This is a genomic window from Streptomyces luteosporeus (assembly GCF_039532865.1).
In the GTDB taxonomy this organism is placed as follows: Bacteria; Actinomycetota; Actinomycetes; order Streptomycetales; family Streptomycetaceae; genus Streptomyces; species Streptomyces luteosporeus.
The window spans coordinates 44323-69483 of record NZ_BAAASL010000024.1 but is presented as its reverse complement, the minus strand read 5'-3'; the positions used below and the strand labels follow the sequence as shown (position 1 = coordinate 69483).

General features: G+C 73.4%; 22 protein-coding genes and 4 tRNA genes. 15 read left to right on the top strand and 11 right to left on the bottom strand.

What is annotated here, in order from left to right; all coding sequences use genetic code 11:
* Window positions 1–32: 32 nt before the first annotated feature.
* Complete coding sequence (locus ABD361_RS26155; protein WP_344438613.1) at window positions 33–239, bottom strand: cold-shock protein; 207 nt, start codon at window positions 237–239, stop codon at window positions 33–35.
* Between the two features lie 335 nt (window positions 240–574).
* On the opposite strand from ABD361_RS26155, the gene ABD361_RS26150 reads away from it, so the two are divergent.
* From ABD361_RS26150 to ABD361_RS26140, 3 genes are all read left to right on the top strand, one after another.
* The gene (locus ABD361_RS26150) at window positions 575–1933 is read left to right on the top strand and encodes an aspartate aminotransferase family protein (protein WP_344438612.1); all 1359 of its coding nucleotides are present in this window, start codon (window positions 575–577) and stop codon (window positions 1931–1933) included.
* A gap of 248 nt (window positions 1934–2181) precedes the next feature.
* A complete protein-coding gene (locus ABD361_RS26145) occupies window positions 2182–2865 on the top strand; it encodes a GntR family transcriptional regulator (protein WP_344438610.1) in 684 nt (227 codons plus the stop codon).
* 88 nt (window positions 2866–2953) lie between these two features.
* Window positions 2954–3604: a hypothetical protein gene (locus ABD361_RS26140; protein ID WP_344438609.1), complete on the top strand. Its 651-nt coding sequence runs from the start codon at window positions 2954–2956 to the stop codon at window positions 3602–3604.
* Between the two features lie 37 nt (window positions 3605–3641).
* Here the strand turns inward: ABD361_RS26140 and ABD361_RS26135 are convergent, their stop codons facing one another.
* Window positions 3642–4370, bottom strand: a complete 729-nt coding sequence (locus ABD361_RS26135; protein ID WP_425583326.1) for an SLATT domain-containing protein — start codon at window positions 4368–4370, stop codon at window positions 3642–3644.
* A 282-nt stretch (window positions 4371–4652) separates the two neighbouring features.
* Between ABD361_RS26135 and purD the strand changes: the two genes are divergently transcribed.
* The 6 genes from purD to ABD361_RS26105 all read left to right on the top strand — a co-directional run bounded on the left by purD (window position 4653) and on the right by ABD361_RS26105 (window position 13064).
* Entirely contained in the window at window positions 4653–5903 is a 1251-nt protein-coding gene (purD, locus tag ABD361_RS26130) for a phosphoribosylamine--glycine ligase (RefSeq protein WP_344438607.1), read from the top strand.
* Window positions 5904–6295: 392 nt separating this feature from the next.
* Window positions 6296–7981, top strand: a complete 1686-nt coding sequence (locus tag ABD361_RS26125) for a M48 family metalloprotease (RefSeq protein WP_344438678.1) — start codon at window positions 6296–6298, stop codon at window positions 7979–7981.
* Between the two features lie 170 nt (window positions 7982–8151).
* Window positions 8152–9630 carry a N,N-dimethylformamidase beta subunit family domain-containing protein gene (locus ABD361_RS26120; protein ID WP_344438605.1) on the top strand — a complete coding sequence of 493 codons (1479 nt, stop codon included), beginning with the start codon at window positions 8152–8154 and terminating at the stop codon, window positions 9628–9630.
* A 69-nt stretch (window positions 9631–9699) separates the two neighbouring features.
* Complete coding sequence (locus ABD361_RS26115; RefSeq protein WP_344438604.1) at window positions 9700–10614, top strand: phosphoribosylaminoimidazolesuccinocarboxamide synthase; 915 nt, start codon at window positions 9700–9702, stop codon at window positions 10612–10614.
* A 339-nt stretch (window positions 10615–10953) separates the two neighbouring features.
* The gene (locus tag ABD361_RS26110; RefSeq protein WP_344438602.1) at window positions 10954–11667 is read left to right on the top strand and encodes a response regulator transcription factor; all 714 of its coding nucleotides are present in this window, start codon (window positions 10954–10956) and stop codon (window positions 11665–11667) included.
* Window positions 11664–13064 (top strand): sensor histidine kinase, encoded by a 1401-nt coding sequence (locus ABD361_RS26105; protein WP_344438600.1) that lies wholly within the window; start codon window positions 11664–11666, stop codon window positions 13062–13064. The genes ABD361_RS26110 and ABD361_RS26105 overlap by 4 nt, the downstream gene beginning before the upstream one ends.
* A gap of 19 nt (window positions 13065–13083) precedes the next feature.
* Here ABD361_RS26105 and ABD361_RS26100 read toward each other — a convergent pair.
* The 9 genes from ABD361_RS26100 to ABD361_RS26060 all read right to left on the bottom strand — a co-directional run bounded on the left by ABD361_RS26100 (window position 13084) and on the right by ABD361_RS26060 (window position 17893).
* A tRNA-Gly gene (locus ABD361_RS26100) sits at window positions 13084–13156 on the bottom strand.
* A gap of 36 nt (window positions 13157–13192) precedes the next feature.
* Window positions 13193–13786 carry a response regulator transcription factor gene (locus ABD361_RS26095; protein WP_344438676.1) on the bottom strand — a complete coding sequence of 198 codons (594 nt, stop codon included), beginning with the start codon at window positions 13784–13786 and terminating at the stop codon, window positions 13193–13195.
* Window positions 13787–13794: 8 nt separating this feature from the next.
* On the bottom strand, window positions 13795–15129 hold the full coding sequence (locus ABD361_RS26090) for a sensor histidine kinase (RefSeq protein WP_344438598.1): 1335 nt from the start codon (window positions 15127–15129) through the stop codon (window positions 13795–13797).
* A 31-nt stretch (window positions 15130–15160) separates the two neighbouring features.
* A complete protein-coding gene (locus ABD361_RS26085) occupies window positions 15161–15943 on the bottom strand; it encodes an ABC transporter permease (protein ID WP_344438596.1) in 783 nt (260 codons plus the stop codon).
* Window positions 15940–16914, bottom strand: coding sequence for an ABC transporter ATP-binding protein (locus ABD361_RS26080; protein ID WP_344438594.1), 975 nt, complete (start codon window positions 16912–16914; stop codon window positions 15940–15942). The genes ABD361_RS26085 and ABD361_RS26080 overlap by 4 nt, the downstream gene beginning before the upstream one ends.
* Before the next feature lie 135 nt (window positions 16915–17049).
* Window positions 17050–17122 (bottom strand) — tRNA-Gly (locus tag ABD361_RS26075).
* A gap of 79 nt (window positions 17123–17201) precedes the next feature.
* Window positions 17202–17273: transfer RNA gene (locus tag ABD361_RS26070), tRNA-Gly, on the bottom strand.
* Window positions 17274–17317: 44 nt separating this feature from the next.
* Window positions 17318–17389 (bottom strand) — tRNA-Gly (locus ABD361_RS26065).
* A 186-nt stretch (window positions 17390–17575) separates the two neighbouring features.
* Complete coding sequence (locus ABD361_RS26060) at window positions 17576–17893, bottom strand: histone-like nucleoid-structuring protein Lsr2 (protein ID WP_344438592.1); 318 nt, start codon at window positions 17891–17893, stop codon at window positions 17576–17578.
* Between the two features lie 317 nt (window positions 17894–18210).
* On the opposite strand from ABD361_RS26060, the gene purS reads away from it, so the two are divergent.
* The 6 genes from purS (at window position 18211) to purM (ending at window position 25144) form a co-directional block, all read left to right on the top strand.
* Entirely contained in the window at window positions 18211–18456 is a 246-nt protein-coding gene (purS, locus tag ABD361_RS26055; RefSeq protein ID WP_030367046.1) for a phosphoribosylformylglycinamidine synthase subunit PurS, read from the top strand.
* Window positions 18453–19133 carry a phosphoribosylformylglycinamidine synthase subunit PurQ gene (gene purQ, locus ABD361_RS26050; RefSeq protein WP_344438588.1) on the top strand — a complete coding sequence of 227 codons (681 nt, stop codon included), beginning with the start codon at window positions 18453–18455 and terminating at the stop codon, window positions 19131–19133. The genes purS and purQ overlap by 4 nt, the downstream gene beginning before the upstream one ends.
* Window positions 19133–21382: a phosphoribosylformylglycinamidine synthase subunit PurL gene (purL, locus tag ABD361_RS26045; RefSeq protein WP_344438586.1), complete on the top strand. Its 2250-nt coding sequence runs from the start codon at window positions 19133–19135 to the stop codon at window positions 21380–21382. The genes purQ and purL overlap by 1 nt, the downstream gene beginning before the upstream one ends.
* 109 nt (window positions 21383–21491) lie before the next feature.
* Window positions 21492–22334, top strand: coding sequence for a sterol carrier family protein (locus ABD361_RS26040; protein ID WP_344438584.1), 843 nt, complete (start codon window positions 21492–21494; stop codon window positions 22332–22334).
* 148 nt (window positions 22335–22482) lie between these two features.
* Window positions 22483–24000: an amidophosphoribosyltransferase gene (gene purF / locus ABD361_RS26035; protein WP_344438582.1), complete on the top strand. Its 1518-nt coding sequence runs from the start codon at window positions 22483–22485 to the stop codon at window positions 23998–24000.
* A 61-nt stretch (window positions 24001–24061) separates the two neighbouring features.
* The gene (gene purM / locus ABD361_RS26030; RefSeq protein WP_344438580.1) at window positions 24062–25144 is read left to right on the top strand and encodes a phosphoribosylformylglycinamidine cyclo-ligase; all 1083 of its coding nucleotides are present in this window, start codon (window positions 24062–24064) and stop codon (window positions 25142–25144) included.
* Window positions 25145–25161: the final 17 nt, after the last annotated feature.

The window sequence follows — 25161 nt, the reverse complement described above, 5'->3', positions numbered from 1 at the left end:
ACGGGGGCGGGGGTGCCAGCCGGCCGCTCCGCTCAGGTCGTCGGCACGATGTTCTCGGCCTGCGGGCCCTTCTGACCCTGCGTGATGTCGAACGTGACCTTCTGGCCCTGCTGGAGTTCGCGGAAGCCGCGCGTTGCGATGTTCGAGTAGTGGGCGAAGACGTCGGCGCCCCCGTCGTCCTGCTGGATGAAGCCGAAGCCCTTTTCCGAGTTGAACCACTTCACGATGCCGGTAGCCAAGCTGATCTCCTTATCGGGGGCGCACGGCGGAATTCCGTACTCCAGCAAAACTGAAGTGCGCCCGAGGTCACGGACCTTCAGGCGCACATGACAAATGGCAAATGGGGTGCGGCCCCATGAAAACCGCAATCGACCGTAGCAGCCCATTGCCGTCGAAAACGGATTTCCCGCGGCTCCGGCGATTCGCGGAGCGCCGCCGCCCGGCACTGTGTCCAGGCACGGCGCGAGGGCGGCGACACGGTGCCGGTGGCGGGGCCGCGAGGGGGCTGCCTAGGCTGCGGCGCACAGCAGCAGCCAGCCCAGCCAGCCCCCCGCACACCGATCAGAGGTCGCCCGTGAGCACCGGCAGCAGCAAGAGCACGCAGGCCGCGGTCAAGGCCGCCGACCGCGCGCACGTCTTCCACCCCTGGTCCGCGCAGGACCTCATCGACCCGCTGGTCGTCGCCGGCGCCGAGGGCTCGTACTTCTGGGACCACGACGGCAACCGCTACCTCGACTTCTCCTCCCAGCTCGTCAACACCAACATCGGCCACCAGCACCCCAAGGTCGTCGCCGCCGTCCAGGAACAGGCGGCCCGGCTGTGCACCGTCGCGCCGGGCTTCGCCGTCGACGTCCGCTCCGAGGCGGCCCGGCTGATCGCCCGGCGCACGCCCGGCGACCTCGACAAGATCTTCTTCACCAACGGTGGCGCGGAGGCCGTGGAGAACGCCGTCCGCATGGCCCGGCTGCACACCGGCCGCCCCAAGATCCTCAGCGCCTACCGCTCGTACCACGGCGCCACCGCGGCCGCCATCAACCTGACCGGCGACCCGCGCCGCTGGCCCTCCGACACGGCCTCCGCGGGCGTCGTGCACTTCTGGGGCCCGTACCTCTACCGCTCGCACTTCCACGCCACGAGCGAGGTGCAGGAGTGCGAGCGGGCGCTCGCCCACCTGGAGGAGGTCGTCGCCTTCGAGGGCCCGCAGACGATCGCCGCCATCGTGCTGGAGACGGTGGTCGGCACCGCCGGCATCCTCGTGCCGCCGGCCGGCTACCTCGCGGGCGTCCGCGAGATCTGCGACCGGTACGGCATCGTCTTCGTCCTGGACGAGGTCATGGCCGGCTTCGGCCGCACGGGCCGCTGGTTCGCGGCCGACCACTGGGGCGTCGTCCCCGACCTGCTCACCTTCGCCAAGGGCGTGAACTCCGGCTACGTGCCGCTCGGCGGCGTCGCGATCTCCGCGGAGATCGCCGCCACCTTCGCGACCCGCCCCTACCCGGGCGGCCTCACCTACTCCGGCCACCCGCTGGCCTGCGCGTCGGCAGTGGCCACGATCAACGCGATGGCGGACGAGGGCATCGTCGAGAACGCGGCCCGCATCGGCGCGGACGTCCTCGGACCGGGCCTCGCGGAGCTCGCCGAGCGCCACCCGTCGGTGGGGGAGGTGCGCGGCACGGGCGTCTTCTGGGCCCTCGAACTCGTACGGGACCGCGAGACGCGCGAGCCGCTGGTGCCGTACAACGCGACGGGCGAGGCGAACGGCCCCATGGCGGCGTTCGCGGCGGCCTGCCGCGAGGGCGGCCTGTGGCCGTTCGTGAACATGAACCGCACGCACGTGGTGCCGCCCTGCACGATCACCGAGGCGGAGGCGAAGGAGGGCCTCGCGGTCCTGGACACGGCACTGACGGTGGCGGACGCGTACACGGCGGCGTAGGCCGTGGCCGGTGCCCCGCAGGGGCGCGGGGCAGTGTCGATCTGCGGCTGCCGCCGCGCGGGCGCGACAAGCCACGACGCGCCCGCAGACGAAAGCGCCGTGCTGCGCCCGGGCCCCGGGGTGTCGCGTCGGCTGCAGGCCGCCGGTGGCTGATCGCGCAGTTCCCCGCGCCCCTACGGGGCGCTGCACGGCCCGCCGCAGGCGTCCGGTACCGTTTCTCCGCCACCGGAAGGGGAGACGAAGACCAGATGCCCGGCAGCGAGGCTGTCAAGCGCACCACACTGCGCTCGCAGATCGCCGACGCCCTGCTCGACGAGGTCATCGCGGGCCGGCTCCCGGCGGGACGGCAGTTCACGGTCAAGGAGATCGCCGAGCAGTACGGCGTCTCCGCCACACCCGTACGCGAGGCGCTGCTCGACCTGTGCTCCCAGGACCTGCTCGACGTCGAGCTGCACAAGGGCTTCCGGGTGCGCGAGTTCACCTACGCCGACTTCCGGGACATGGTCGAGGCCCGCACCTTGATCATCGAGGGCATGTTCCGCCGCTCGGAGGACGTGCTGCGCGCGGTCACGCCGCAGCAGCTGGCCTCCGCGCGGCGGCGGGCGGAGGAGGCCGAGCGGGCCGCGCTCGCCGGGGACCTGGACATCCTCATCGGGTACGACCTGCGTTTCTGGCGGGAGATGTCCGGCCTGGTCGGCAACTCCTACATAGCCGACTTCCTGGACCGGGTGCGGGTGCAGAGCTGGATCTTCACGGTGCCGCTGCTGCGCCGGCTGCCGGACCTGCGGGGCCGGCTGTGGCACGGGCACGCCGACCTCGTGGCGGCGGTGGGGGCCCGCGACGTGGTCCGGGCGCAGGAGATCGTCGACGCGTACAACCGCTTCACCCTCGACCTCGTCGACGGGCTCACCCGCGCCGACGACGCAAGGTGACCGCTGTCGTCCCTGTGTGACAAAACGCTGAACGGCACTACGCTGTCCCGACCACCGCAGACGGGCGAGACGCGAAAGTGAGCTCACGTTGGCCTGTGACCTCTGGCTAGTGCCCCTCGTGGACGTGCTGTGCCACAGCCCCGACAACCCCTTCGCCGACGAGATCGCCGCGTACGACAAGGCGCTCGGCGAGGCCGGACTGCCACCGGTGCCGGTCTTCGGCTACATGCCCGGGCTGTCCGGCGACGTGGCGCCGGTCGCCGGCTTCGACTACGACGCGCTGCACTTCCTGCGGCGCGCCCACATGCTGAACCTTTGCGGGCTGCCGGTCGCCCCCGTGGACGAACTCGGCGGCGACTACGAGCAGTTGCTGGAGATGTTCGAGACGACGGCCCGGGAGTCGCACCTGGTGTGGCACTACGACCACGCCGGCGCGTACGTCCCGGTCGACTTCGCCCACCCGCTGTCCAACGACGAACTCCTCGCCGGAGGAGGCCCCTTGGGGTCGAGCCACGGCCTGCTGCGCGAACTGGAGGCGGTGGCACCGGTGCTGGGCATCGACCCGGCCAACCCGCCCGCGCCGCCCGCCGCCCCCCGGCGGCCGACGACGCTGGAGGAACGCGCCGCGCCGCCCCCGCACGACGACAGTCCGTTCGCGCGGGAGCGGCACGTGTGGCTGGGACTGCACGCGGCGGCGACGCGCAGCCTGGGCCAGGGCTCGATGATCGTCTTCAGCTGACCCGGCCGCCGCGCGCCGCCCGTGCGGCCGCCGTGCGTCAGCGGGGCGACTCCGGGGGACGCTGGCGCGGCATGTTCGGCCGGGTGTGGGGCGGCAGCGGGAAGCGGCCGACCTGCCCACCCGCCTCGCCCCGCGGCCCCCAGGCCACCAGCGACTGGGTCAGCAGGGGCGCCGGGCCCGCCCGGAACTCCACCATCCAGTCGGCCGTCTCCGCCCGCACGAGCTCCGAGACGTCCTCGGAGAAGCGCCGCAGCACCGTCAGACAGCGCTCGGCCGCCTCGCTGGCCGTGCCCTCCGTCGGGCCGAGCACCTCGCGCACGCACTCCGACGCCCAGTCGAACTGCAGCACCTCCAGCCGGCGCTGCACCGCCTGGGCCGTGGCCACCCCCCGCATCCATCCGGACGTCAGCCCGAAGTAGCGGTCGCACGCCACGCAGGCCACCGCGCCGAGCAGCGCCAGGAACGCCCACGCCGATCCCGTGTGCAGCACTTTCGTCAGCTCCAGCAGCGGCAGCGCGGCCCCGATCACGGCGAAGGCCGCCGTGGCCAACCGCAGCCCGCGCGCCCAGCGGCGCTTCCAGGCGCGGTCCGTGAGGTACCAGTCGGCCAGGGCGAGGGCACCGCCCTCCACCCATCTGTACAACTCGTCCAGCCGCTCGGCGGGCTCGCCCCAGTCCCCGAGGGGGAAGGTCCGGCCGCGCAGGTCGCCCCGGTGCTGCCCTCCTTGGTGGCCTCCCTGCTCGCGCGGAAGCCCCTCGGGCTGCATCTCAGGCTGGCTCACCCCTGCACTCCCTCTCCGCCGTGTGCCGCATCCGGTTGCGTTCGCGTACGCCCCTAACCGCAAGGGCAGCCTCCCTTCTACCGCCGAACGGCTGGCGTTGCGCACAAGATCCAGCCTTTTCCGTCCCAAAGTGCAGGGGTATGCGGTAGAGGTCCCTCCCTGCCCTCACCCGAAAGAGTGCGCCGCACAGCGGGCAAGAGGTTCCTACGAGTACGCGGCGACCCCCGAGTCGTAGTGATCCACAAGGCAGGCAATAGGGTGGCACCCGTGAAGGTCCTCGTCATCGGCGGCGGCGCCCGCGAACACGCCCTGTGCCGCTCCCTGTCCCTCGACCCCGACGTCACGGCGCTGCACTGCGCCCCCGGCAACGCCGGCATCGCCGCCCTCGCCGAGATGCACCCGGTGGACGCACAGGACGGCGCGGCCGTCGCGGAGCTGGCCGGGCGGCTCGGCGCCGACCTGGTGGTCATCGGCCCCGAGGCACCGCTCGTGGCGGGCGTCGCGGACGTGCTGCGCGAGCGCGGGTTCGCCGTCTTCGGCCCGTCCGGCGAGGCGGCGCGGCTGGAGGGCTCCAAGGCCTTCGCCAAGGACGTCATGGCCGCCGCCGGCGTGCCCACCGCCCGCAGCTACGTGTGCACCACCGCCGAGGAGATCGACGCCGCGCTGGACGCCTTCGGCGCCCCGTACGTCGTCAAGGACGACGGCCTGGCCGCCGGCAAGGGCGTCGTGGTCACCACCGACCCGGTCGCCGCCCGGGAGCACGCGCTGGCCTGCGGGCGCGTGGTGATCGAGGAGTTCCTGGACGGCCCTGAGGTGTCGCTGTTCGCGATCACCGACGGCGAGACCGTGCTGCCCCTGCAGCCCGCCCAGGACTTCAAGCGCGCCCTGGACGGCGACGAGGGCCCCAACACCGGCGGCATGGGCGCCTACTCGCCGCTGCCCTGGGCCGAGCCGGGCCTGGTGGACGAGGTGCTGCGCACGGTGCTGCAGCCCACCGTCGACGAACTGCGCCGCCGCGGCACGCCCTTCTCCGGACTGCTCTACGCGGGCCTGGCGATCACCTCGCGCGGCGTGCGGGTCATCGAGTTCAACGCCCGCTTCGGCGACCCCGAGACCCAGGTCGTCCTCGCCCGCCTGCGCACGCCGCTGGCGAGCGTCCTGCTCAACGCCGCGACCGGCAACCTCGCCGCCGAACCGCCGCTGCGCTGGCGCGACGAGGCCGCCGTGACGGTCGTCGTCGCCGCGCAGGGCTACCCCGCCGCCCCCCGCAAGGGTGACGCGATCGAGGGCCTGGCCGAGGCGGACGCGGTCGAGGGCGCGTACGTGCTCCACGCGGGCACCGCCCACGACGCCGAGGGGCGCATCGTGAGCGCCGGCGGCCGCGTGCTGTCGGTCACCGCCACCGGACCGGACCTGACCGTCGCCCGCGAGCGCGCCTACGAGGCCGTCGCCCGCGTCCGGCTGGACGGCTCCCACCACCGTACGGACATCGCGGAGAAGGCGGCCGCCTCGGCCTGAACCGGCTTCCCGGGCCGGTCGCTTCCGGCCGTTTCCGGTCGTTGTTGGCGGCGGTTGTTCCGGGCTGTTTCCCGGGCTGTTCTGGGGTTGTTCTCCGGGCTGTTTTCCGGCTCCCCGTCCCGTCGTTCGCCCGTCCGGGCCCCTTGGAGTGGCGTGCGGCCGTCCCCCGCGGCCGCCGCACGAGGCTTTGCCCAAAGCCATTCCATCGGGTGAGCGGTTGCCCAACCTGCTGACGCGCGCCCCGCCCCCAACTAGGGTGCGGCGCGGGGCGGCTGCGCATGGCCGGTCCACCGGCCCGACCGGCCCACCGGCATTGCGATGTCAGTGGCCGGTGCCACAGTGGGGGTGGTAGGCAACGCACCTCGGCAGAGCACGACAGGCAACTGGGGGTGATCGGTCTCGTGGCAGGTACGGAAGCAGGCGCGCTGGCCGCGCGCACCCGAGCCCTGGCGGTGCTGCGGGTGCGCAGCGCCGCACTGGCCCTCGCCCTCCTGCCGGCGGCCACCGCCGTCGTGCTGGCGGCCGGCTCCGCCACCGGCCACATCGCCGACGGCTCGGCCTGGGCCGCGGCCCGCCCGGCCGTCACCGCGGCCGCCGTGCTCGCCCTGCTGCTGACCGCGGCCGTCGCCGCCGTCGTCGCCCGGGCCCGGCCGGCCCTGAGCCCCACCGTGCCGATCCCCGAGGAGACCGCCCCCGATCTGTACCGGCTGGTGCGCGACCTCGCCGACCGGCTGGAGGTCCCCCCGCCGTCCGCCATAGCCCTCACGCCCGACTGCGACAGCTGGCTGGAGGACCGCACCCATCCGGCGCACGGCCCGCAGCGCCGGTTCGCCCTGGTGCGCCCGCGCACGGCCGCCGCGCCCGTGCTGGTGATCGGCTCGCCCTTCCTGTGGTGGATGCGCGTGGCCGAGCTGCGCGCCCTGCTGGCCCCCGTCGTGGCCGGCACGGGCCCGGCCGCCCACCCCGACATAGCGGCCGCCCGCCGCTTCGTCAGGGGCCTGGACGCCGCCGTGGCCGTCGCGGCGGGCCGGCCCCCTCTCGCATTCGTGGGCTGGATCGCGCGCCTGCTGCTGCGCGCCTGCCGCGACCACGCCGCGGAGATGGAGCGGGGGGTGGCCGCGGCCGCCTCCGAGCGCGCCCAGGCCGTCGACTACGGGCTGCGCATCGTCGCCCAGGAGCAGGTCGGCCTCGCCTACGCCGGCTGGGACCGGCTGCTCAACCGCGTGGCCCTGCCCGCCTGGCGCATGGGCCGCTGGCCCTCCCGGCTGGACGCCGGCGTGGTCTCCGCCCTCACCGAGCTCTCCCGCCGCGACCGCCTCGCCGAGGGCTTCGCCTCCCGGCTGGGCGAGCGGCCCGCCTGCGACCTGCTGGAGGAGCCCGGCCTGATCGACGAGGCCGCCTCCCTGCTGGCCGCCCGGCTCTTCCACGGCGGCCCGCCCGAGCCCGGCCCCGGCTGGTCCCCGGTCGCCTGGAGCCAGTACCCGCAGGAGGTCGTGGACCGCAAATGGCGCCTGGAGGCCGCCCGCCTGCACCGCGTCCTCGACGAGATCGCCGCCTGCGGCGCCGCCCCCGGCAGCCCGCAGGAGGCCGCACCCGCGCCGCCCGCCGCCGCGCAGGACTCGGCGCCCGGCGCCCCCACCGTCGCCCGGGTCCTGGAGCGGCTCACCGGGCCCGCCGGCGGCGGCGTGGGGGAGGAGCTGGAGCTGCGGCTGAGCGCCGCGGTCGCCCGCGAGGCGGCCCGCGAGGAGCGCGCCGCCAAAAGCGGTGCCCTCGGCTCCCCGGCCGGCACCTGGGTCGACGGCCTCGCCCCGCTCTTCCCCCTGCAGCCGCCCCGCAGCGGGCGCGAGCTGCTCACCGACCACGTGACGGCCATGGTGTGCTGCGCCGCCGTCGACACCGCGGGCGCCACCCCCGGCCTGGACTGGCTGGACGGGCCCGCCCTGATGGTCGGCGGTGCCCGCTGCGCGGGCCTGGCCCACTCCGTCCTGAGCCTCATCGAGGACGGCGACGGCGAGCCCCTGCGGGCCTGGCTGGGCGACCTCGGGGTACGTGTGGAGAAGCCCGTACGGCTGGTGTGACCGCCCCGGCGCGGTGACGCTGGGTGACGGCATCACGCAGCGTAGGGGCAGAGCCATCACTTTCGGGGAATTTCCCGACGATCGGTGACGGACCGGTTGCGTCATGTGATCTGCTGGGAATCTGCCGGGAAACCGAAAAGGTATGCGGTGGCCCAGGGGAGGGAGCGCACATGGAGAGGGAGCACAACCGCCGCTGGGAGTCCGGCGCGCTCGCGCACGCCGTCTCGGACCCCTTCGGGCAGGGGCCCCTGCCCTGGCTGCGCGGCGGCGAGTTCTACTTCGACGGCACCGGGCAGATCATCCCCTGGTACGTCGACCCGGTCCCGGCCCCCGCCGGGGCCCGCATCCCGCCGCCCCGCAGACCCGGGCCGCGCGCCGCCGACGACGTCCACTGCCAGATCAAGGGCTTCGCCTCCGCCAGCGCCGTCGCCCCCGGCGAGGCCATCGACTTCCGCATCACCGTCGATCCGCCGCAGCAGTTCAGCGTCGACATCTACCGCATCGGGCACTACGGCGGCGTCGGCGCCGCGAAGATCACCACCAGCCCCCGGCTGTCCGGCATCGTCCAGCCCCCGCCGCTCGTCGCCGAGCGCACCGTCTCCTGCCACCACTGGTGGCTGTCCTGGCGGCTGCAGATCCCCGCCTTCTGGAGCAGCGGCGCCTACGTGGCCGTGCTGACCACCGCCGACGGCTACCGCAGCCACATCCCGTTCACCGTTCGCGACGGCAAGCCCGCCGACCTGCTGCTGGTCCTGCCCGACATCACCTGGCAGGCCTACAACCTCTACCCGGAGGACGGCCGCACCGGCGCCAGCCTCTACCACGCCTGGGACGACGAGGGCCGGCTGCTCGGCGAGGAGGGCGCGGCCACCACCGTCTCCTTCGACCGCCCCTACGCCGGCGCCGGCCTGCCCATGCACGTCGGCCACGCCTACGACTTCATCCGCTGGGCCGAGCGTTACGGCTACGACCTCGCCTACGCCGAAACCCGCGACCTGCACGCCGGGCGAATCGATCCGGCACGCCACCGGGGCGTCGTCTTCCCCGGCCACGACGAGTACTGGACGGCCGAGATGCGCCGCTCCGTCGAGCACGCCCGCGACTGCGGCACCTCGCTCGTCTTCCTCTCCGCCAACACCATGTACTGGCGCGTGGAGCTCGCCGCCTCCCCGGCCGGCCCCCACCAGCTGCTGACCTGCCGCAAGCGCCGCGGCCCCGGGCGCCCCGCCCTGTGGCGCGAGCAGGCCCCGGCCGAACAGCAGCTGCTCGGCATCCAGTACGCCGGCCGCGTCCCCGAGCCGGCCCCCATGGTCGTCCGCAACGCCGACCACTGGCTGTGGGAGGCCACCGGCGCCGGCGAGGGCGACGAACTGCCCGGCCTCGTCGCCGGCGAGGCCGACCGCTACTTCCCGCGCACCGCCCTGCCCGAGCACACCCGCCGCATCCTGCTCACCCACTCCCCGTACAAGGACGGCGAGGGCGTCACCCGCCACCAGGAGACCTCGCTCTACCGCGCCCCCAGCGGCGCGCTCGTCTTCGCCTCCGGCACCTTCGCCTGGTCCCCCGCCCTCGACCGGCCCGGCCACGTCGACCCGCGCATCCAGCGCGCCACCGCCAATCTCCTCGACCGCATCTGCAAACGCGTCTGACCCCTCCCGGCAGCAGCGCACGGCCGTGCGGCAGAATCGAGGTGTTTGGACAAACCACCAGGAGGACGCGTGTCCGGATTCGTCGAGAAGCCCAAGCCGGCCCAGGTGCCGGGCCTGGTCCACCTGCACACGGGCAAGGTCCGCGACCTCTACCGCGACGACGCCGGAAACCTGGTGATGGTCGCCAGCGACCGCATCTCCGCCTACGACTGGGTGCTGCCCACCGAGATCCCCGACAAGGGCCGGATCCTCACCCAGCTCTCCCTGTGGTGGTTCGACCTCCTCGCCGACCTCGCCCCCCACCACGTCGTCTCCGCCGAGGTGCCCGCGGGCGCCCCCGCCGACTGGGCCGGGCGCACCCTGATCTGCCGCGACCTCGACATGGTCCCCGTCGAGTGCGTCGCCCGCGGCTACCTCACCGGCTCCGGCCTCGCCGAGTACCGGGAGAGCCGCACCGTGTGCGGGCTCGCCCTGCCCGAGGGCCTCGAGGACGGCTCCGAACTCCCCTCCCCGATCTTCACCCCCGCCACGAAGGCGGAGGTCGGCGAGCACGACGAGAACGTCTCCTACGAGGAGGTCGCCCGCCGCGTCGGCGCCGAGACCGCCGCCATGCTCCGGCAGCTCACCCTCGCCGTCTACAGCCGCGCCCGCGACATCGCGCGCGAGCGCGGGATCCTCCTCGCGGACACGAAGTTCGAGTTCGGCTTCGCGAAGGGCGAGGCCGGCGCGGCCGGGCTCGTCCTCGCCGACGAGGTCCTCACGCCGGACTCCTCCCGCTTCTGGCCCGCGGACACCTGGCAGCCGGGGCGCGCCCAGCCGTCCTTCGACAAGCAGTACGTCCGCGACTGGCTGACCTCGCCGGCGTCCGGCTGGGACCGCCACGGCACGACGCCGCCGCCGGAGCTGCCGGCGGAGGTCGTCGAGCGGACGCGAGCGAAGTACGTGGAGGCGTACGAGCGCCTCACCGGCACGAAGTGGGCCTGAGGCCCTTTCGGAGCCCCGTAAGGGGCGCGGGGCACGCGGGCACGTCGACTGCGGGCCGTCGGTGGCCGATCGCGCAGTTCCCCGCGCCCCTTAGGGGGCACCGTGGCGGATCATGCAGCGCCCCATAGGGGCGCGGGGAACTGCGCGACCAGCCACGATGCGCCCGCAGGCGGAGTACCGTGCCGCGCCCGGGCCCCGGGGTGGCGTGTTCGGCTGCAGGCCGTCGGGGGCTGATCGCGCAGTTCCCCGCGCCCCTGACGGGGCGGATCCGCCGGACACGACCTGAGCGCCCCGTAGGGGCGCGGGGGCGCACTGGAGCCGTCTGCGATCGTGGGCACCATGCCGCCGCCGTCCATCCTCGTCGTCGACGACGATCCCGACGTCCGTGCCGCCGTCGCCGACGGCCTCGCCGTCGAGGGCTACACCGTGCGCGAGGCCCCCGACGGCCTCGCCGCCCTGTCCGCCGTGGCCGCCGCGCCCCCGGACGCCCTCGTCCTGGACCTCGCCATGCCCGTCCTCGACGGCCTCGCCGTCTGCCGCCGGCTGCGGGAGCTGGGCGACCGTACGCCCGTCCTCGTGCTGACCGCCCGCGACGCGGTCTCCGACCGCGTGGCCGGCCTGGACGCCGGGGCCGACGACTACCTCGTCAAGCCGTTCGCGCTCGACGAGCTCTTCGCCCGGCTGCGGGCCCTGCTGCGCCGCGCAGCTCCCGGGCCCGAGCAGCAGGACGTCCCCGAGGGGCCGCTGGCCTTCGCCGATCTGACCGTCGACCCGGCCACCCGCACCGGCGAGCGCGCGGGCCGGGCCATCGAGTTCACCCGGACCGAGTTCGCCCTGCTGGAGCTCTTGATGCGCCATCCCGGGCAGGTGCTGCCGCGGGAGCTGATCCAGGAGCGGGTGTGGGGCGCCGACTTCGGCCCGCAGTCCAACTCGCTCGCCGTCTACATCGGCTATCTGCGCCGCAAGCTGGAGGCCGGCGGCGCCTCCCGGCTGGTGCACACCGTGCACGGCGTCGGCTACCGGCTCAAAGAGACGCCGGAAGAGACGCCATGAGAGCACTGCTGCGCCGCAGGCCCCTGCGCGCCCGCCTCGCCCTGGTGACCACCGCCGCCGTGGCGGTCGTCGCCCTCGGCGTCCTCGCGGCCGCCTACGTCGTCATCCGCTACGAGCTCGTGCGCCAGCTCGACCTGCAGCTGCGCCAGCAGGCCCAGCTCATCGCCCAGCAGAGCCGCGGCAGCGGCCCCGGCGTGCTGGGGGACCAGTGCACGTGGCGGGCCGCACCGGCCTGCGCCCAGGTCGTGGTTGCCGACCCGGCGGCCCCCGGCCCCGGCCCGCACGGCGGCCTGCTCCTGCCCGTCACCGGCGCCACCCGCCGCGTCGCCGCCGGCACCCTCGGCCCGTACTACAGCGACATCACCCACGACGGCCGTCCGATGCGGATGCTCACCACGCCCCTGCCCGGCCGCCCGGGCCAGGCCCTGCAGGTCGCGGCGCGCTCCGACTCCGTCGACCAGGGCGTGCGCCAGGCCGGGCTGCTCCTCGGCGCGGTCGGCGGCGCGGGCGTCCTGCTCGCCGGGGGCCTGGGGTACGCCGCCTCGCGGACCTCGCTGCGCCCGGTGACGCGGCTGACCGCGACCGCCGAGCGCATCGCCGCCACCCGCGATGCGGCCCACCGCATCGAGCTGGCCCCCCACGAGGCCCGCCGCGGGGACGAGATCACCCGCCTGGCCACCAGCTTCAACACCATGCTCGGCGAGCTGGAGGAGGCCGTGGCGGCCCAGCGCCGCCTGGTCGCCGACGCCTCGCACGAGCTGCGCACGCCGCTGACCGCCCTGCGCACCAACGCCGAACTCCTCGCCCGCGCCGAGCGGCTCTCGCCGGCCCAGCGCACCCGCGCCGCCGACGCGCTCGGCCGGCAGCTGCGCGAGGTGACCGGCATGGTGGGCGACCTGATCGAGCTCGCCCGGGACGAGGAGCCGCAGCCCCTGGTGGAGCAGGTGCGCCTGGACCGGCTCGCCGAGCGCTGCGTGGCCGACGCCCGCGGCCACTGGCCGGCGACGCCCTTCACGGCCGACGTCGCACCGGTGACCGTGGCCGGCGTGCCCGCCCGGCTGGCCCGGCTGCTGGGCAACCTCCTCGACAACGCGGCCAAGTTCAGCCCGGCCGGTGCGGTGGTGGAGGTGGAGCTGCGGCGTACGCAGGGCAGCGCCTGCCTCACCGTGCGCGACCACGGCCCGGGCATCACGCCCGAGGACCTCCCGCACGTCTTCGACCGCTTCTACCGCTCCCGGCAGGCCCGGGCGCTGCCCGGCTCCGGGCTGGGCCTGGCCATGGCCCGGCAGATCGCCCGGGCGCACGGCGCGGAGCTGACGGCCGAGCACGCGCCGGGCGGCGGTGCCCTCTTCCGGCTGACCATGGCCCGTACGCACGACGAAGGCCCCGGTCGGTGACCGGGGCCTTCGTTCTCCGAGCGGACGACGAGGCTCGAACTCGCGACCTCAACCTTGGCAAGGTTGCGCTCTACCAACTGAGCTACGTCCGCATTCGCTCCGCGCGTTTCCGTGCGGTGCGGGTTCCACTATAGCCAACCCTGGGCGCGTGCGATGCGCGCTGCCGCGTGACGGTTCTCCGCGCCGAGTTTCGCGGCGGCCGAGGAGAGGTAGTTCCGCACCGTGCCGGGGGTGAGCCGGGCGCGCTCGGCGATCTCCGCGACGGGGGCGCCGTCCTCGGCCAGTTCCAGCAGCTCCGCCTCGCGCGCGGTCAGCGGGGAGTCGCCGGCGCTGATGGCGTCGGCCGCCAACTCCGGGTCCACGTACCGGCTTCCGCCGTGCACCGTGCGGATGATCTCGGCGAGCCGCTGGGCCGACACCGTCTTCGGGACGAAGCCGCGGACGCCCGCCTCAAGGGCGCGCTTCAGGTGCCCGGGCCGCCCGTGACCCGTCACGATCATGGTGCGGCAGCCGGGGAGTTCGGCCCGCAGGGATATGGCCACTGTCACACCGTCCAGCCCTGGCATCTGGAGATCCAGAACGGCCACGTCGGGCCGGTGGGCCCGGGCCATGGCGAGCGCCTCCGGCCCGCTGGCGGCCTCGGCGACGACGCGCAGGTCGTCCTCCAGCCCGAGCAGCGCGGCGAGCGCCCCGCGAATGAGGTGCTCGTCGTCGGCGAGCATGACGCGGATCACACGGCCCTCCCCTCGCCGGCCGCGGCCCACCTGCGCACGCCGCTCACCGGCGCCGCAGGCGGCGGCGCGGCGGGCGAAGGATCCGCCGCCGCACCCACCGGCACCCGCGCCGTCACCCGGAACGTGGCGCAGTCCCCGTACGCCGCGTCCACCGTGCCGCCCAGTGCCGCCAGGCGCTCCCGCAGGCCGGCCAGCCCGGAACCGGCGCCGCCGCCGGCCCCGCCGGCACTCGCGCCGTCGTTGTCGACGGTCAGCACCGCCGCGTCCCCCACGCGCCGCAGCCGCACCTCGCACCGCCGCGCGTCCGCGTGCCGCAGCACGTTCGTCGTGGCCTCCCGCACCGCCCACGCCAGCGCCGACTGCACCGCCGGGGGCAGGTCGCCGTCGGCGACCTGCGCGTCGTCGATGCGGCAGGCGATGCCGGCCGCGGTCAGGATGCCGCGCGCCCCGGCCAGTTCCGTGTGCAGATCCGCCTCGCGATAGCCGCGGACGACCTCGCGCAGCTCGCGCTGCGACTCCTGCGCGATGCGCTGCACCTCGGCCATCTGGTCGGCGGCCGCTTCGGATCCCCGCCGGGCCAGCTGCACCGCGAGCTCGCTCTTGAGCGCGATCGCCGCCAGGTTGCGGCCGAGGATGTCGTGCATGTCCCGGGAGAAGCGCAGCCGTTCCTCCACGACCGCCAGCCGCGCCTGGACGGCGCGGGCCGCGTCGACCTCCCAGACGATCGACAGCATCCAGCCGGTGACGCGGGCCATGAGCATGACCCAGCCGCACTGGAAGAGCGCGCCCACCGCGATGCCCGCGAGCACCGGGGACGGCAGCCCGATCACTGCGAACGGCACCCACGCCAGCAGCAGCGAGACCCCCGCGGACACCGCCGCGTACACGCGCTTGCGCACCAGGAGGCAGAAGGCGCCGGCCGGCGGCAGCGAGGTGCCCATGAGCAAGGTGGGCGCGGCCTGCAGGGCGTCCTGGGACGGGTGCCTGCCCAGCATCGCGGCGAGCAGGCACAGCGCCAGCGCCAGCAGGGCCGTGCCGAGGACCAGCCGCCCCCGGGGAACGGGGGCCTCGCCGTTCTTGTCGAGGTAGTGGTCGAGGGCCCGCCGGATCAGGCCCGCCCCGGTGACGGCCTGGACGACGCCGACGGCGATGAAGGCCGCGGTGAGGACCGTGCTCACCGCCCCCTGCTCGGCGAGCGCCAGCAGCGAGGCGCTCTGCGCGAGGAGGAAGAACCACGGCACCACGTACAGCGCACCGCGCGAGTACATGTCGATCTGCTTGACCTTGCTCTGGCGCCGGAACGCCCGCACCCGGCGGAACACGCGCGCCACCCCCCGTATTGGATCTGCCGATCTGCCCTGCTCAGCGCCGTGGTTCCCAGCGGAACCACCGTCGTACAGCAAACACCCCCAGGCCGACCCAGACCAAGGCGGCCCCCAGGTGGGCGAGCACGCCCCCCGCACCCGCCCCGCCGAGCCAGCCCTCGCGCACCAGCTGCACGACCCCCGTCAGCGGCAGCACCTCGCAGACCCGCGCGAGGGCCTCCGGGAAGAGGTCGAGGGGGACGAAGATGCCCGAGCCCAGCAGCGAGACCATCGCCAGCGGCATCGCCGCGAGCTGGGCGCTCTCCGAGCTGCGGGCGAAGGCCGTGGACGCGGCCGCCAGCGCGGTCAGCACGACCACGCCCAGCAGCACTCCCGCCACGAGGAGTTCGGGCCGCGCCGGCAGGGGCATGCCCAGCCAGGTGACGCCCGCCACGACCAGCAGGACGCACTGCACCAGCGCGATCAGCACCGACGGCAGCGCCGTGCCCGCGAGGATCTCCAGGTCGCCGGCCTCGCCGGTGCGCAGCCGCTTGAGGACGAGCTCCTCGCGCCGCGCCGTATAGGCGCTCATCAGGTTGTAGTAGACGCAGAAGATCAGGACGTAGCCGAAGGCACCGGTCATCGTGACCTCCTTCAGCGACATCCCGCTGCGGCCCAGGTCCACCTGCTGGGCGCCCGCACGCATCGCGTAGATCATGAGCGCGGGCATCAGGAGGGTCATGGAGAGCGCCGTCCTGTTGCGGCCGAGCAGCGTCAGCTCCGCCCTCCCCAGCGCGAGGGCCCGCCGCGGCCCCGTGACCGTACCCGTCGTCGCCCTCACTCGCCCCTCCCCGCAAAAACGCCCGCCGGTACGTCTCCCGGTACGCCCGCTATCGCCAGGAACGCCTCCTCCAGGGAGGCGGTCCGCGCGTCCAGCCCTTCCAGTTCCAGGTCCTTGTCCCGGGCCCACAGCAGCAGCCCGGTCAGGGTGCGCTGCAGCTCGGACGTCTGCAGCTCCACGCGCCCGTCGTTCTCCTCGTGCCGCAGGACGCCCAGTTCGGCCAGCGGCGGCAGGTCGCCGACGAACCAGCCCGCCGGCATCGCGAACCGGATCCGGGCCGGGTGGGCGCCGATGACCTGCGCGGGCGTGCCCGCGGTGACGATGCGGCCCTCGCGCATGATCGCCACACGGTCGGCCAGGGCCTCGGCCTCTTCCAGGTAGTGCGTGGTCAGCAGCACGGTGGTGCCCTCCTCGCGCAGCCGCCGCACCAGCTCCCAGGTGGTGCGCCGGGCCTCGGGGTCCAGACCGGTGGTGGGCTCGTCGAGGAAGAGCACCTCCGGCCGCCCCAGCAGGGCCAGCGCCAGGTCCAGGCGGCGCCGTTCACCGCCGGAGAGCTGCTTGACGCGCACCCCGCCGCGGCCGCCGAGCCCCACCAGCGCCAGGGCCTCGGCCACGGGCCGGGCCCCGGTGGTGCAGCCGGCCCACATCGTCGCCGTCTCGGTGACGCCCAGCTCGGAGGGGAAGCCGCCTTCCTGCAGCATCACCCCAATCCGCGGCCGTACCAGGCGGCGCTGCGCGTACGGGTCGTGGCCCAGCACCCGCACCTCGCCGCCGGTCGGCCGGGCCAGGCCCTCCAGCAGCTCGACGGTGGAGGTCTTGCCCGCCCCGTTCGTGCCCAGCAGCGCGAACACCTCGCCGCGGCGCACGGTGAAGGAGACGCCCCGCACCGCTTCGCATCCCTTGTCCTCCCCGGGCCGCCCGTATCGCCGGCGCAGCTGGGAGACCTCGATCACACTCTCCCTGGACTCCATGCCTTCAAGGCTCCCGGCGGATCCGGGCGGGCAGCAGTGCGAGCTGTCACGACCTGCGATGACGAATGTCATCACGGCACCGCGGGCCGGAAACGCCGAAGGCCCCGGTCTGATGACCGGGGCCTTCGTTCCCTGAGCGGACGACGAGGCTCGAACTCGCGACCTCAACCTTGGCAAGGTTGCGCTCTACCAACTGAGCTACGTCCGCATTGCTCCCGACCGGCTCTCACCGGGCGGTGCGAGCACCACTCTACCTGATCCACTGCGGTGGTCGGTAAACGGTGCGGAGCGGGTGACAGGAATCGCACACTGCGCCTCCCTCTTGGAAAGAGGGCGCTCTACTACTGAGCTACACCCGCATGGCCTTCCAGCCGGACCACGTGCGTGGCCGGTGGACGGTCAGAGCGGGTGACAGGAATCGCACACTGCGCCTCCCCCTTGGAAAGGGGGCGCTCTACTACTGAGCTACACCCGCGTGACGTTCGAAGTGCCCGGCCGTTTCCCGGCCTTGCCCCTCGGCGTGATCCAGACTCTAGCTGATCACCCGGGGTGCTTGGCAAGTCGGATGATCAGCCCGGCTGCGGGGGAGCTGCGGGGGGCTTTCGCAGGGGTGCGGCGGGCGCCCGCGGGGGGTGTGCGCGGGACGGCCCGGCGGCCGGCGTCAGCCGGCCGCGTTGAACGCCTCGTAGACCGCCTTGGGGATGCGGCCGCGCGGCGGCACCTCCATGCCGCGCGAGCGGGCCCAGGCCCGGACGGCCGCGGGGTCGGGTGCGACGGCGGTGCGGCGGTAGGCCCGCCCGGAGCGGGACTGGCGGCGGGCGGCCTCCTTGTAGGGCGCGAAGATGTCGCGCAGCCGCTCCGCATTGTCTTCATTCAGGTCGATCTCGTACGACTTGCCGTCGATCCCGAAGATGACGGTCTCCGCGGCTTCCCCGCCGTCGATGTCGTCGGAGAGTGTGACCACTACGCGCTGTGCCACGGAAATCGGTCCTTTCGGCCAGGTATCGCCGCGATGACCTGCGGCGACGTCGGGTTTGCGGTTGTTCTCGGGCCATACATATTCATTTGTACGGCAAAGGGCAATGCGTTGCCGGCACCAGTAAATTCCGTACCGGCCCGTCGCCGCAATCGCCCCGGTGCCTTCCCCCGGGATTTTTCCCGGAATTTTCCCGAGCGTCCCCGAAGGGTCCCGCCGGGAATGCGAAGGATAAGCCCAGCATATCTATGCGCGTAGATTTTTCGGGACTGTACTCTGGCGGTACCGCTTCAGCTCACGCACCAACACCGGGAGTGCCAGTGGCACGCGTCGTAGTCGACGTCATGCTCAAGCCGGAGATCCTCGACCCGCAGGGGCAGGCGGTGCAGCGCGCACTGCCTCGCCTGGGTTTCGAGGGGATCGCCGACGTCCGTCAGGGCAAGCGCTTCGAACTCGAGGTGGAGGGCCCCGTCGACGACGCCGCCCTCGCCCGCATCCACGAGATGGCCGAAACGTTTCTCGCCAACACCGTGATCGAGAACTTCACCGTGCGAGTGGACTCGTGACCGCACGCGTAGGGGTCATCACCTTCCCCGGCACGCTCGACGACCGCGACACCCAGCGCGCCGTCCGCATCGCCGGCCTGGAAGCGGTGCCCCTGTGGCACCGCGACAAGGACCTCAAGCAGGTCGACGCCGTCGTCCTGCCCGGCGGCTTCAGTTACGGCGACTACCTGCGCGCGGGCGCCATCTCCCGCTTCTCGCCGGTGATGGAGACCGTCATCGACCAGGCCAAGGCCGGCATGCCGGTCCTCGGCATCTGCAACGGCTTCCAGGTCCTGACCGAGACCCACCTGCTGCCCGGCGCCATGCTGCGCAACAACCACCTGCACTTCATCTGCCGCGACCAGAAGCTCCGCGTGGAGAACGCGGAGACCGCCTGGACGGCCGACTACGCGGCGGGCCAGGAGATCTCCGTCCCGCTCAAGAACATCGACGGCCGCTACGTGGCCGACGAGCGCACCCTCGACGAGCTGGAGGCCGAGGGCCGCGTCGCCTTCCGCTACCTGGAGGGCAACCCCAACGGCTCCCTGCGCGACATCGCGGGCATCACCAACGCCGCCGGCAACGTCGTCGGCCTGATGCCGCACCCCGAGCACGCGGTCGAGCCGCTCATCGGCACGGGCCGCACCGACGGCCTCGGATTCTTCACCTCGCTCCTCAAGAAGCTGGTCAGCGCCTGATGACTCTCGACACCGTCAAGCACGCCGACGAGACCCCCGACGTCGAGCAGCCCTGGGCCGAACTCGGCCTCAAGCAGGACGAGTACGAGCGCATCCGCGCGATCCTGGGCCGCCGCCCCACCGGCGCCGAGCTCGCGATGTACAGCGTCATGTGGTCCGAGCACTGCTCCTACAAGAGCAGCAAGGTGCACCTGCGCCAGTTCGGCGAGAAGGCCCCCGAGAACGATGCCCTCCTCGTCGGCATCGGCGAGAACGCCGGCGTCGTCGACGTGGGCCAGGGCTACGCGGTCACCTTCAAGGTCGAATCGCACAACCACCCCTCCTACATCGAGCCCTACCAGGGCGCGGCCACCGGCGTCGGCGGCATCGTCCGCGACATCCTCGCCATGGGCGCCCGCCCGGTCGCCGTCATGGACCCGCTGCGCTTCGGCGCCGCCGACCACCCCGACACCAAGCGCGTCCTGCCGGGCGTCGTCGCGGGCATCGGCGGCTACGGCAACTGCCTGGGCCTGCCCAACATCGGCGGCGAGGTCGTCTTCGACGCCTGCTACCAGGGCAACCCGCTGGTCAACGCCCTGTGCGTGGGCGTGATGAAGCACGAGGACATCCACCTCGCCAAGGCCTCCGGCGCCGGCAACAAGGTCGTCCTGTACGGCGCCCGCACCGGCGGCGACGGCATCGGTGGCGTCTCGGTCCTGGCCTCGGAAACCTTCGATGACAGCAAGCCCGCCAAGCGCCCCGCCGTCCAGGTCGGCGACCCGTTCCAGGAGAAGCTCCTCATCGAGTGCACCCTGGAGCTCTTCCGCGAGGGCCTCGTCGAGGGCATCCAGGACCTCGGCGGCGCCGGGCTGTCCTGCGCCACCAGCGAGCTGGCCAGCGCCGGTTCCGGCGGCATGCGGGTCGAGCTCGACCGCGTACCGCTGCGCGACGCGACGCTCTCGCCGGAGGAGATCCTCATGAGCGAGTCGCAGGAGCGCATGTGCGCGATCGTCGAGCCCTCGAAGATCGACCGCTTCCTGGAGATCTGCGAGAAGTGGGACGTGATCGCCACCGTCATCGGTGAGGTCACCGACGGCGAGCGGCTGGAGATCTTCTGGCACGGCGAGCAGATCGTCGACGTCCCGCCGCGCACCGTCGCCCACGAGGGCCCGGTGTACGAGCGCCCGTACGCCCGCCCCGCGTGGCAGGACGCGCTGCAGGCGGACGACGCGAACAAGCTGCCCCGCCCGCAGACCCCCGAGGAGCTGCGCGAGCAGGTCCTGAAGGTGATCTCCTCGCCCAACCAGGCGTCCAAGTCCTGGATCACCGACCAGTACGACCGCTTCGTGCAGGGCAACACCGTGCTCGCCCAGCCCGAGGACTCCGGCATGGTCCGCATCGACGCGGAGACGGGCCTGGGCGTCGCGGTCGCCACGGACGGCAACGGCCGCTACACCAAGCTCGACCCGTACGCCGGCGCCCAGCTGGCGCTCGCCGAGTCGTACCGCAACGTGGCCGCCACCGGCGCCCGCCCGCTGGCGATCTCCAACTGCCTGAACTTCGGCTCCCCGGAGGACCCGGCGGTCATGTGGCAGTTCGCCGAGGCCACGCGCGGCCTCGCGGACGGCTGCCTGGCCCTGGGCACCCCGGTGACCGGCGGCAACGTCTCGCTGTACAACCAGACCGGCGAGACGGCCATCCACCCGACCCCCGTCGTCGCGGTGCTCGGCGTCATCGACGACGTCAACCGCCGTACGCCGATGGCATTCCGGGAGGAGGGCCAGCTGCTGTACCTCCTGGGGGACACCGCGGAGGAGCTCGGCGGCTCGGCCTGGTCGCAGGTCATCCACGACCACCTCGGCGGCCTGCCGCCGAAGGTCGACCTGGAGCGCGAGAAGCTGCTCGCCGAGATCCTCATCGCCGCCTCCCGCGACGGCATGGCCGACGCGGCGCACGACCTCTCCGACGGCGGCCTGATCCAGGCCCTGGTCGAGTCGTGCCTGCGCGGCGGCAAGGGCGCCCGGATCGTGGTGCCCGACGGGCTGGACCCCTTCGTCTTCCTCTTCTCCGAGTCCGCGGGCCGGGCGGTCGTCTCCGTCCCCCGCAGCGAGGAGCTCCGCTTCGCCGACATGTGCGGCGCGCGGGGCCTGCCGGCCACCCGCATCGGCGTGGTGGACGGCGAAGAGATCGACGTCCAGGGCCAGTTCACGCTGCCGCTGGCCGAACTGCGCGCGGCGCACGAGGCCACCATCCCGGCGTTGCTCGCGTAACGGCGCGCGCCCGGGGGCGCCCCCGGGCGCCATCACGCCTTCGGGTCGGTCCCGGCCGGTTCTCCCGGTTGGGCCCACCGGAAGCGTGGCCAACGATTAGGCTCGCGCCATGCCTTCCGCTCAGCGCAAGCCGCGTACCCGCAGCCACGATCCCGCCAAGGTGCGGACCGCCCTGCAGGGCCAGGTCCGCGCCGTACGGGAACTGGTGGCCGTGGTGTGCGCGGAGCCGGACGCGCAGGCGCTGCTGGCGGCGCCCACGCGGCTGGGGCGGTGGACGGTCGGCGAACTGATCGTCCACCTCGCCGACGCGCTCGACTGGTTGCCCCGGCTGCTGGACGAGCCGCGGCCGTCCGCGGGTGCAAAGGCCGTGCGCACCGGCCTCGTCGAGTACCTCGACGGGGCCGGCGCGAAGGCCGCGGACGTGGCGCGGCGCACGAGCGAGGCCGCCGCCGCCCTCACCGGCGGCGGCCCCGCCGCGGTCGCGCAGCGGCTGGATCGAGCCACCGAGCGACTGCTGGCGGTGCTCGAACAGGCCGATCCCACCGACGTGGTGGCGACGGCGCTCGGCCCCATGACGGTGGCCGACGTCCTCGTCACGCGCCTGGTGGAGGCCGTGGTGCACGCCGACGACCTCGCCGAGGCCACCGGCACGGCCGTGCGGCACGACCGGCACGCCCTCGCGGTCGTCACCCGGCTCTTCGCGGACGCGCTGGCGGTCAAGGCCCCGGGCGGCTCGGTGGAGTTGCGCATCCCGCCGTTCGCGGTGGTGCAGTGCGTCGAGGGCCCCCGGCACACCCGCGGCACCCCGCCGAACGTCGTGGAGAGCGATCCGGTCACCTGGATCCGCCTCGCCACGGGCCGGGCCCGGTGGGAGGACGCCCTGCGCGCCACCACCGTGACCGCGAGCGGGGAGCGCGCGGACATCTCCGCATACCTGCCGCTATTCACTTGAGCGGTTAAAGCGAATTCCCCTGCGCACCGTGCGAATGCGCCGTGCGAAAAGGTGATTCGCTGTGCCCGTCGAGTGGCTGTCCGTGGTGTGAGGCAGAACAGGTCGTACCCGGTTCGGATGAACCTCGTCCCTGCCATAGACTCAAGGTGTGCCTCGTGGTGACGGACGACTCAACCACGACCTGCTTCCCGGCGAAAAGGGCCCCCAGGACGCTTGTGGCGTCTTCGGTGTCTGGGCTCCGGGAGAAGAGGTCGCCAAACTCACCTATTTCGGGCTGTACGCCCTGCAGCATCGCGGACAGGAGTCCGCGGGCATCGCAGTGAGCAACGGCTCGCAGATCCTCGTTTTCAAGGACATGGGACTGGTTTCCCAGGTCTTCGACGAAACATCCCTCGGCTCCCTCCAGGGCCACATCGCGGTCGGTCACGCCCGCTACTCCACCACCGGAGCATCGGTGTGGGAGAACGCGCAGCCGACCTTCCGCGCAACGGCCAACGGCTCCATCGCCCTCGGCCACAACGGCAACCTGGTCAACACCGCCGAACTGGCGGAGATGGTCGCGGCCCTGCCCCGGGACAACGGGCGGGCCACCCAGGTCGCGGCGACCAACGACACGGACCTGGTCACCGCCCTGCTGGCGGGCCAGACCGACGACGACGGCAAGCCGCTGACCGTGGAGGACGCCGCCCGGAAGGTCCTCCCGGACGTCCGGGGCGCCTTCTCGCTCGTCTTCATGGACGAGCACACCCTCTACGCCGCCCGCGACCCGCAGGGCATCCGCCCGCTGGTCCTCGGCCGCCTGGAGCGCGGCTGGGTGGTGGCCTCCGAGACGGCGGCGCTCGACATCGTCGGCGCCACCTTCGTCCGCGAGGTCGAGCCCGGCGAGCTGATCGCGATCGACGAGAACGGCGTGCGGACCAGCCGCTTCGCCGAGGCCCGCCCCAAGGGCTGCATCTTCGAGTACGTCTACCTCGCCCGCCCCGACACCGACATCGCCGGCCGCAACGTCTACCTCTCCCGCGTGGAGATGGGACGCCGGCTGGCCGCCGAGGCCCCGGCCGACGCCGACCTGGTGATAGCGACCCCGGAGTCCGGCACCCCGGCCGCCGTGGGCTACGCCGAGGCCAGCGGCATCCCCTACGGCTCCGGTCTGGTCAAGAACAGCTACGTCGGCCGGACCTTCATCCAGCCCAGCCAGACCATCCGCCAGCTCGGCATCCGCCTCAAGCTCAACCCCCTCAAGGAGGTCATCCGCGGCAAGCGCCTGGTGGTCGTCGACGACTCGATCGTCCGCGGCAACACCCAGCGCGCCCTGGTGCGGATGCTGCGCGAGGCCGGCGCGGCCGAGGTCCACGTCCGGATCTCCTCCCCGCCGATCAAGTGGCCCTGCTTCTTCGGCATCGACTTCGCCACCCGGGCGGAGCTGATCGCCAACGGCATGAGCGTCGAGGAGATCGGCCGCTCGCTGGGCGCGGACTCCCTCGCCTACATCTCCCTCGACGGGATGGTCGAGGCGACGTCCCTGCCCAAGGCCAACCTGTGCCGCGCCTGCTTCGACGGCGAGTACCCGATGGAGCTGCCCGACCCCGAGCGGCTCGGCAAGCACCTGCTGGAGACCGAGCTCGCCGGCGGCCCCGACGCCGCCGACGCGCTCCGGCGCCCGTAGCGCCGGCGCACCCCACCCTGACGTCACCCCCTGACGTACGACACGAAAGATCTTGAGGACCATGTCTCCCGAGACCACCAGTGCCGGCGGCGGCGCCAGCTACGCGAGCGCGGGCGTCGACATCGAGGCGGGCGACCGCGCCGTCGAGCTGATGAAGCAATGGGTGAAGAAGGCCACCCGCCCCGAGGCCCTCGGCGGCCTCGGCGGCTTCGCCGGCCTCTTCGACGCCAGCGCCCTCAAGCGCTACGAGCGCCCGCTGCTGGCCTCCGCCACCGACGGCGTGGGCACCAAGGTCGACATCGCCCGGCGCATGGGCGTCTACGACACCATCGGCCACGACCTCGTGGGCATGGTCGTCGACGACCTGGTCGTCTGCGGCGCCGAGCCGCTGTTCATGACCGACTACATCTGCGTGGGCAAGGTCCACCCCGAGCGGGTCGCCTCGATCGTCAAGGGCATCGCCGAGGGCTGCGTCCTGGCCGGCTGCGCGCTGGTCGGCGGCGAGACCGCCGAGCACCCGGGGCTGCTGGGCGCCGACGAGTTCGACGTGGCCGGCGCGGGCACGGGCGTGGTCGAGGCCGACCGGCTGCTGGGCGCCGAGCGCATTCGTCCGGGTGACGTCGTCATCGCGATGGCCTCGTCGGGACTTCACTCGAACGGGTACTCACTGGTGCGGCACGTGCTCTTCGACCGGGCCGGCTGGGAGCTGGACCGCGAGGTGCCCGAGCTCGGCCGCACGCTGGGCGAGGAGCTGCTGGAGCCCACGCGGATCTACTCCCTGGACTGCCTGGCCCTCACCCGCACCACCGAGGTGCACGCCTTCTCGCACATCACCGGCGGCGGGCTCGCCAACAACCTCGCGCGCGTGATCCCCGACCACCTGCGCGCGGTCGTCGACCGCGCCACGTGGACGCCGGGCCCGGTCTTCTCCCTGGTGGGGGAGCTGGGCGGGGTCGAGCGCCGGGAGCTGGAGAAGACGCTCAACATGGGCGTCGGCATGATCGCCGTCGTGCCCCCGGAGGCCGTCGACGTCGCCCTGGCGACGTGCGCGGACCGCGGGCTGGAGGCGTGGGTGGCCGGCCGGATCACGGAGCGCGGCGACGCCGCGGAGGCGGCCGTCCTGACGGGCGACTACGCGGTGTGAACGCACGCCGGTGCCCT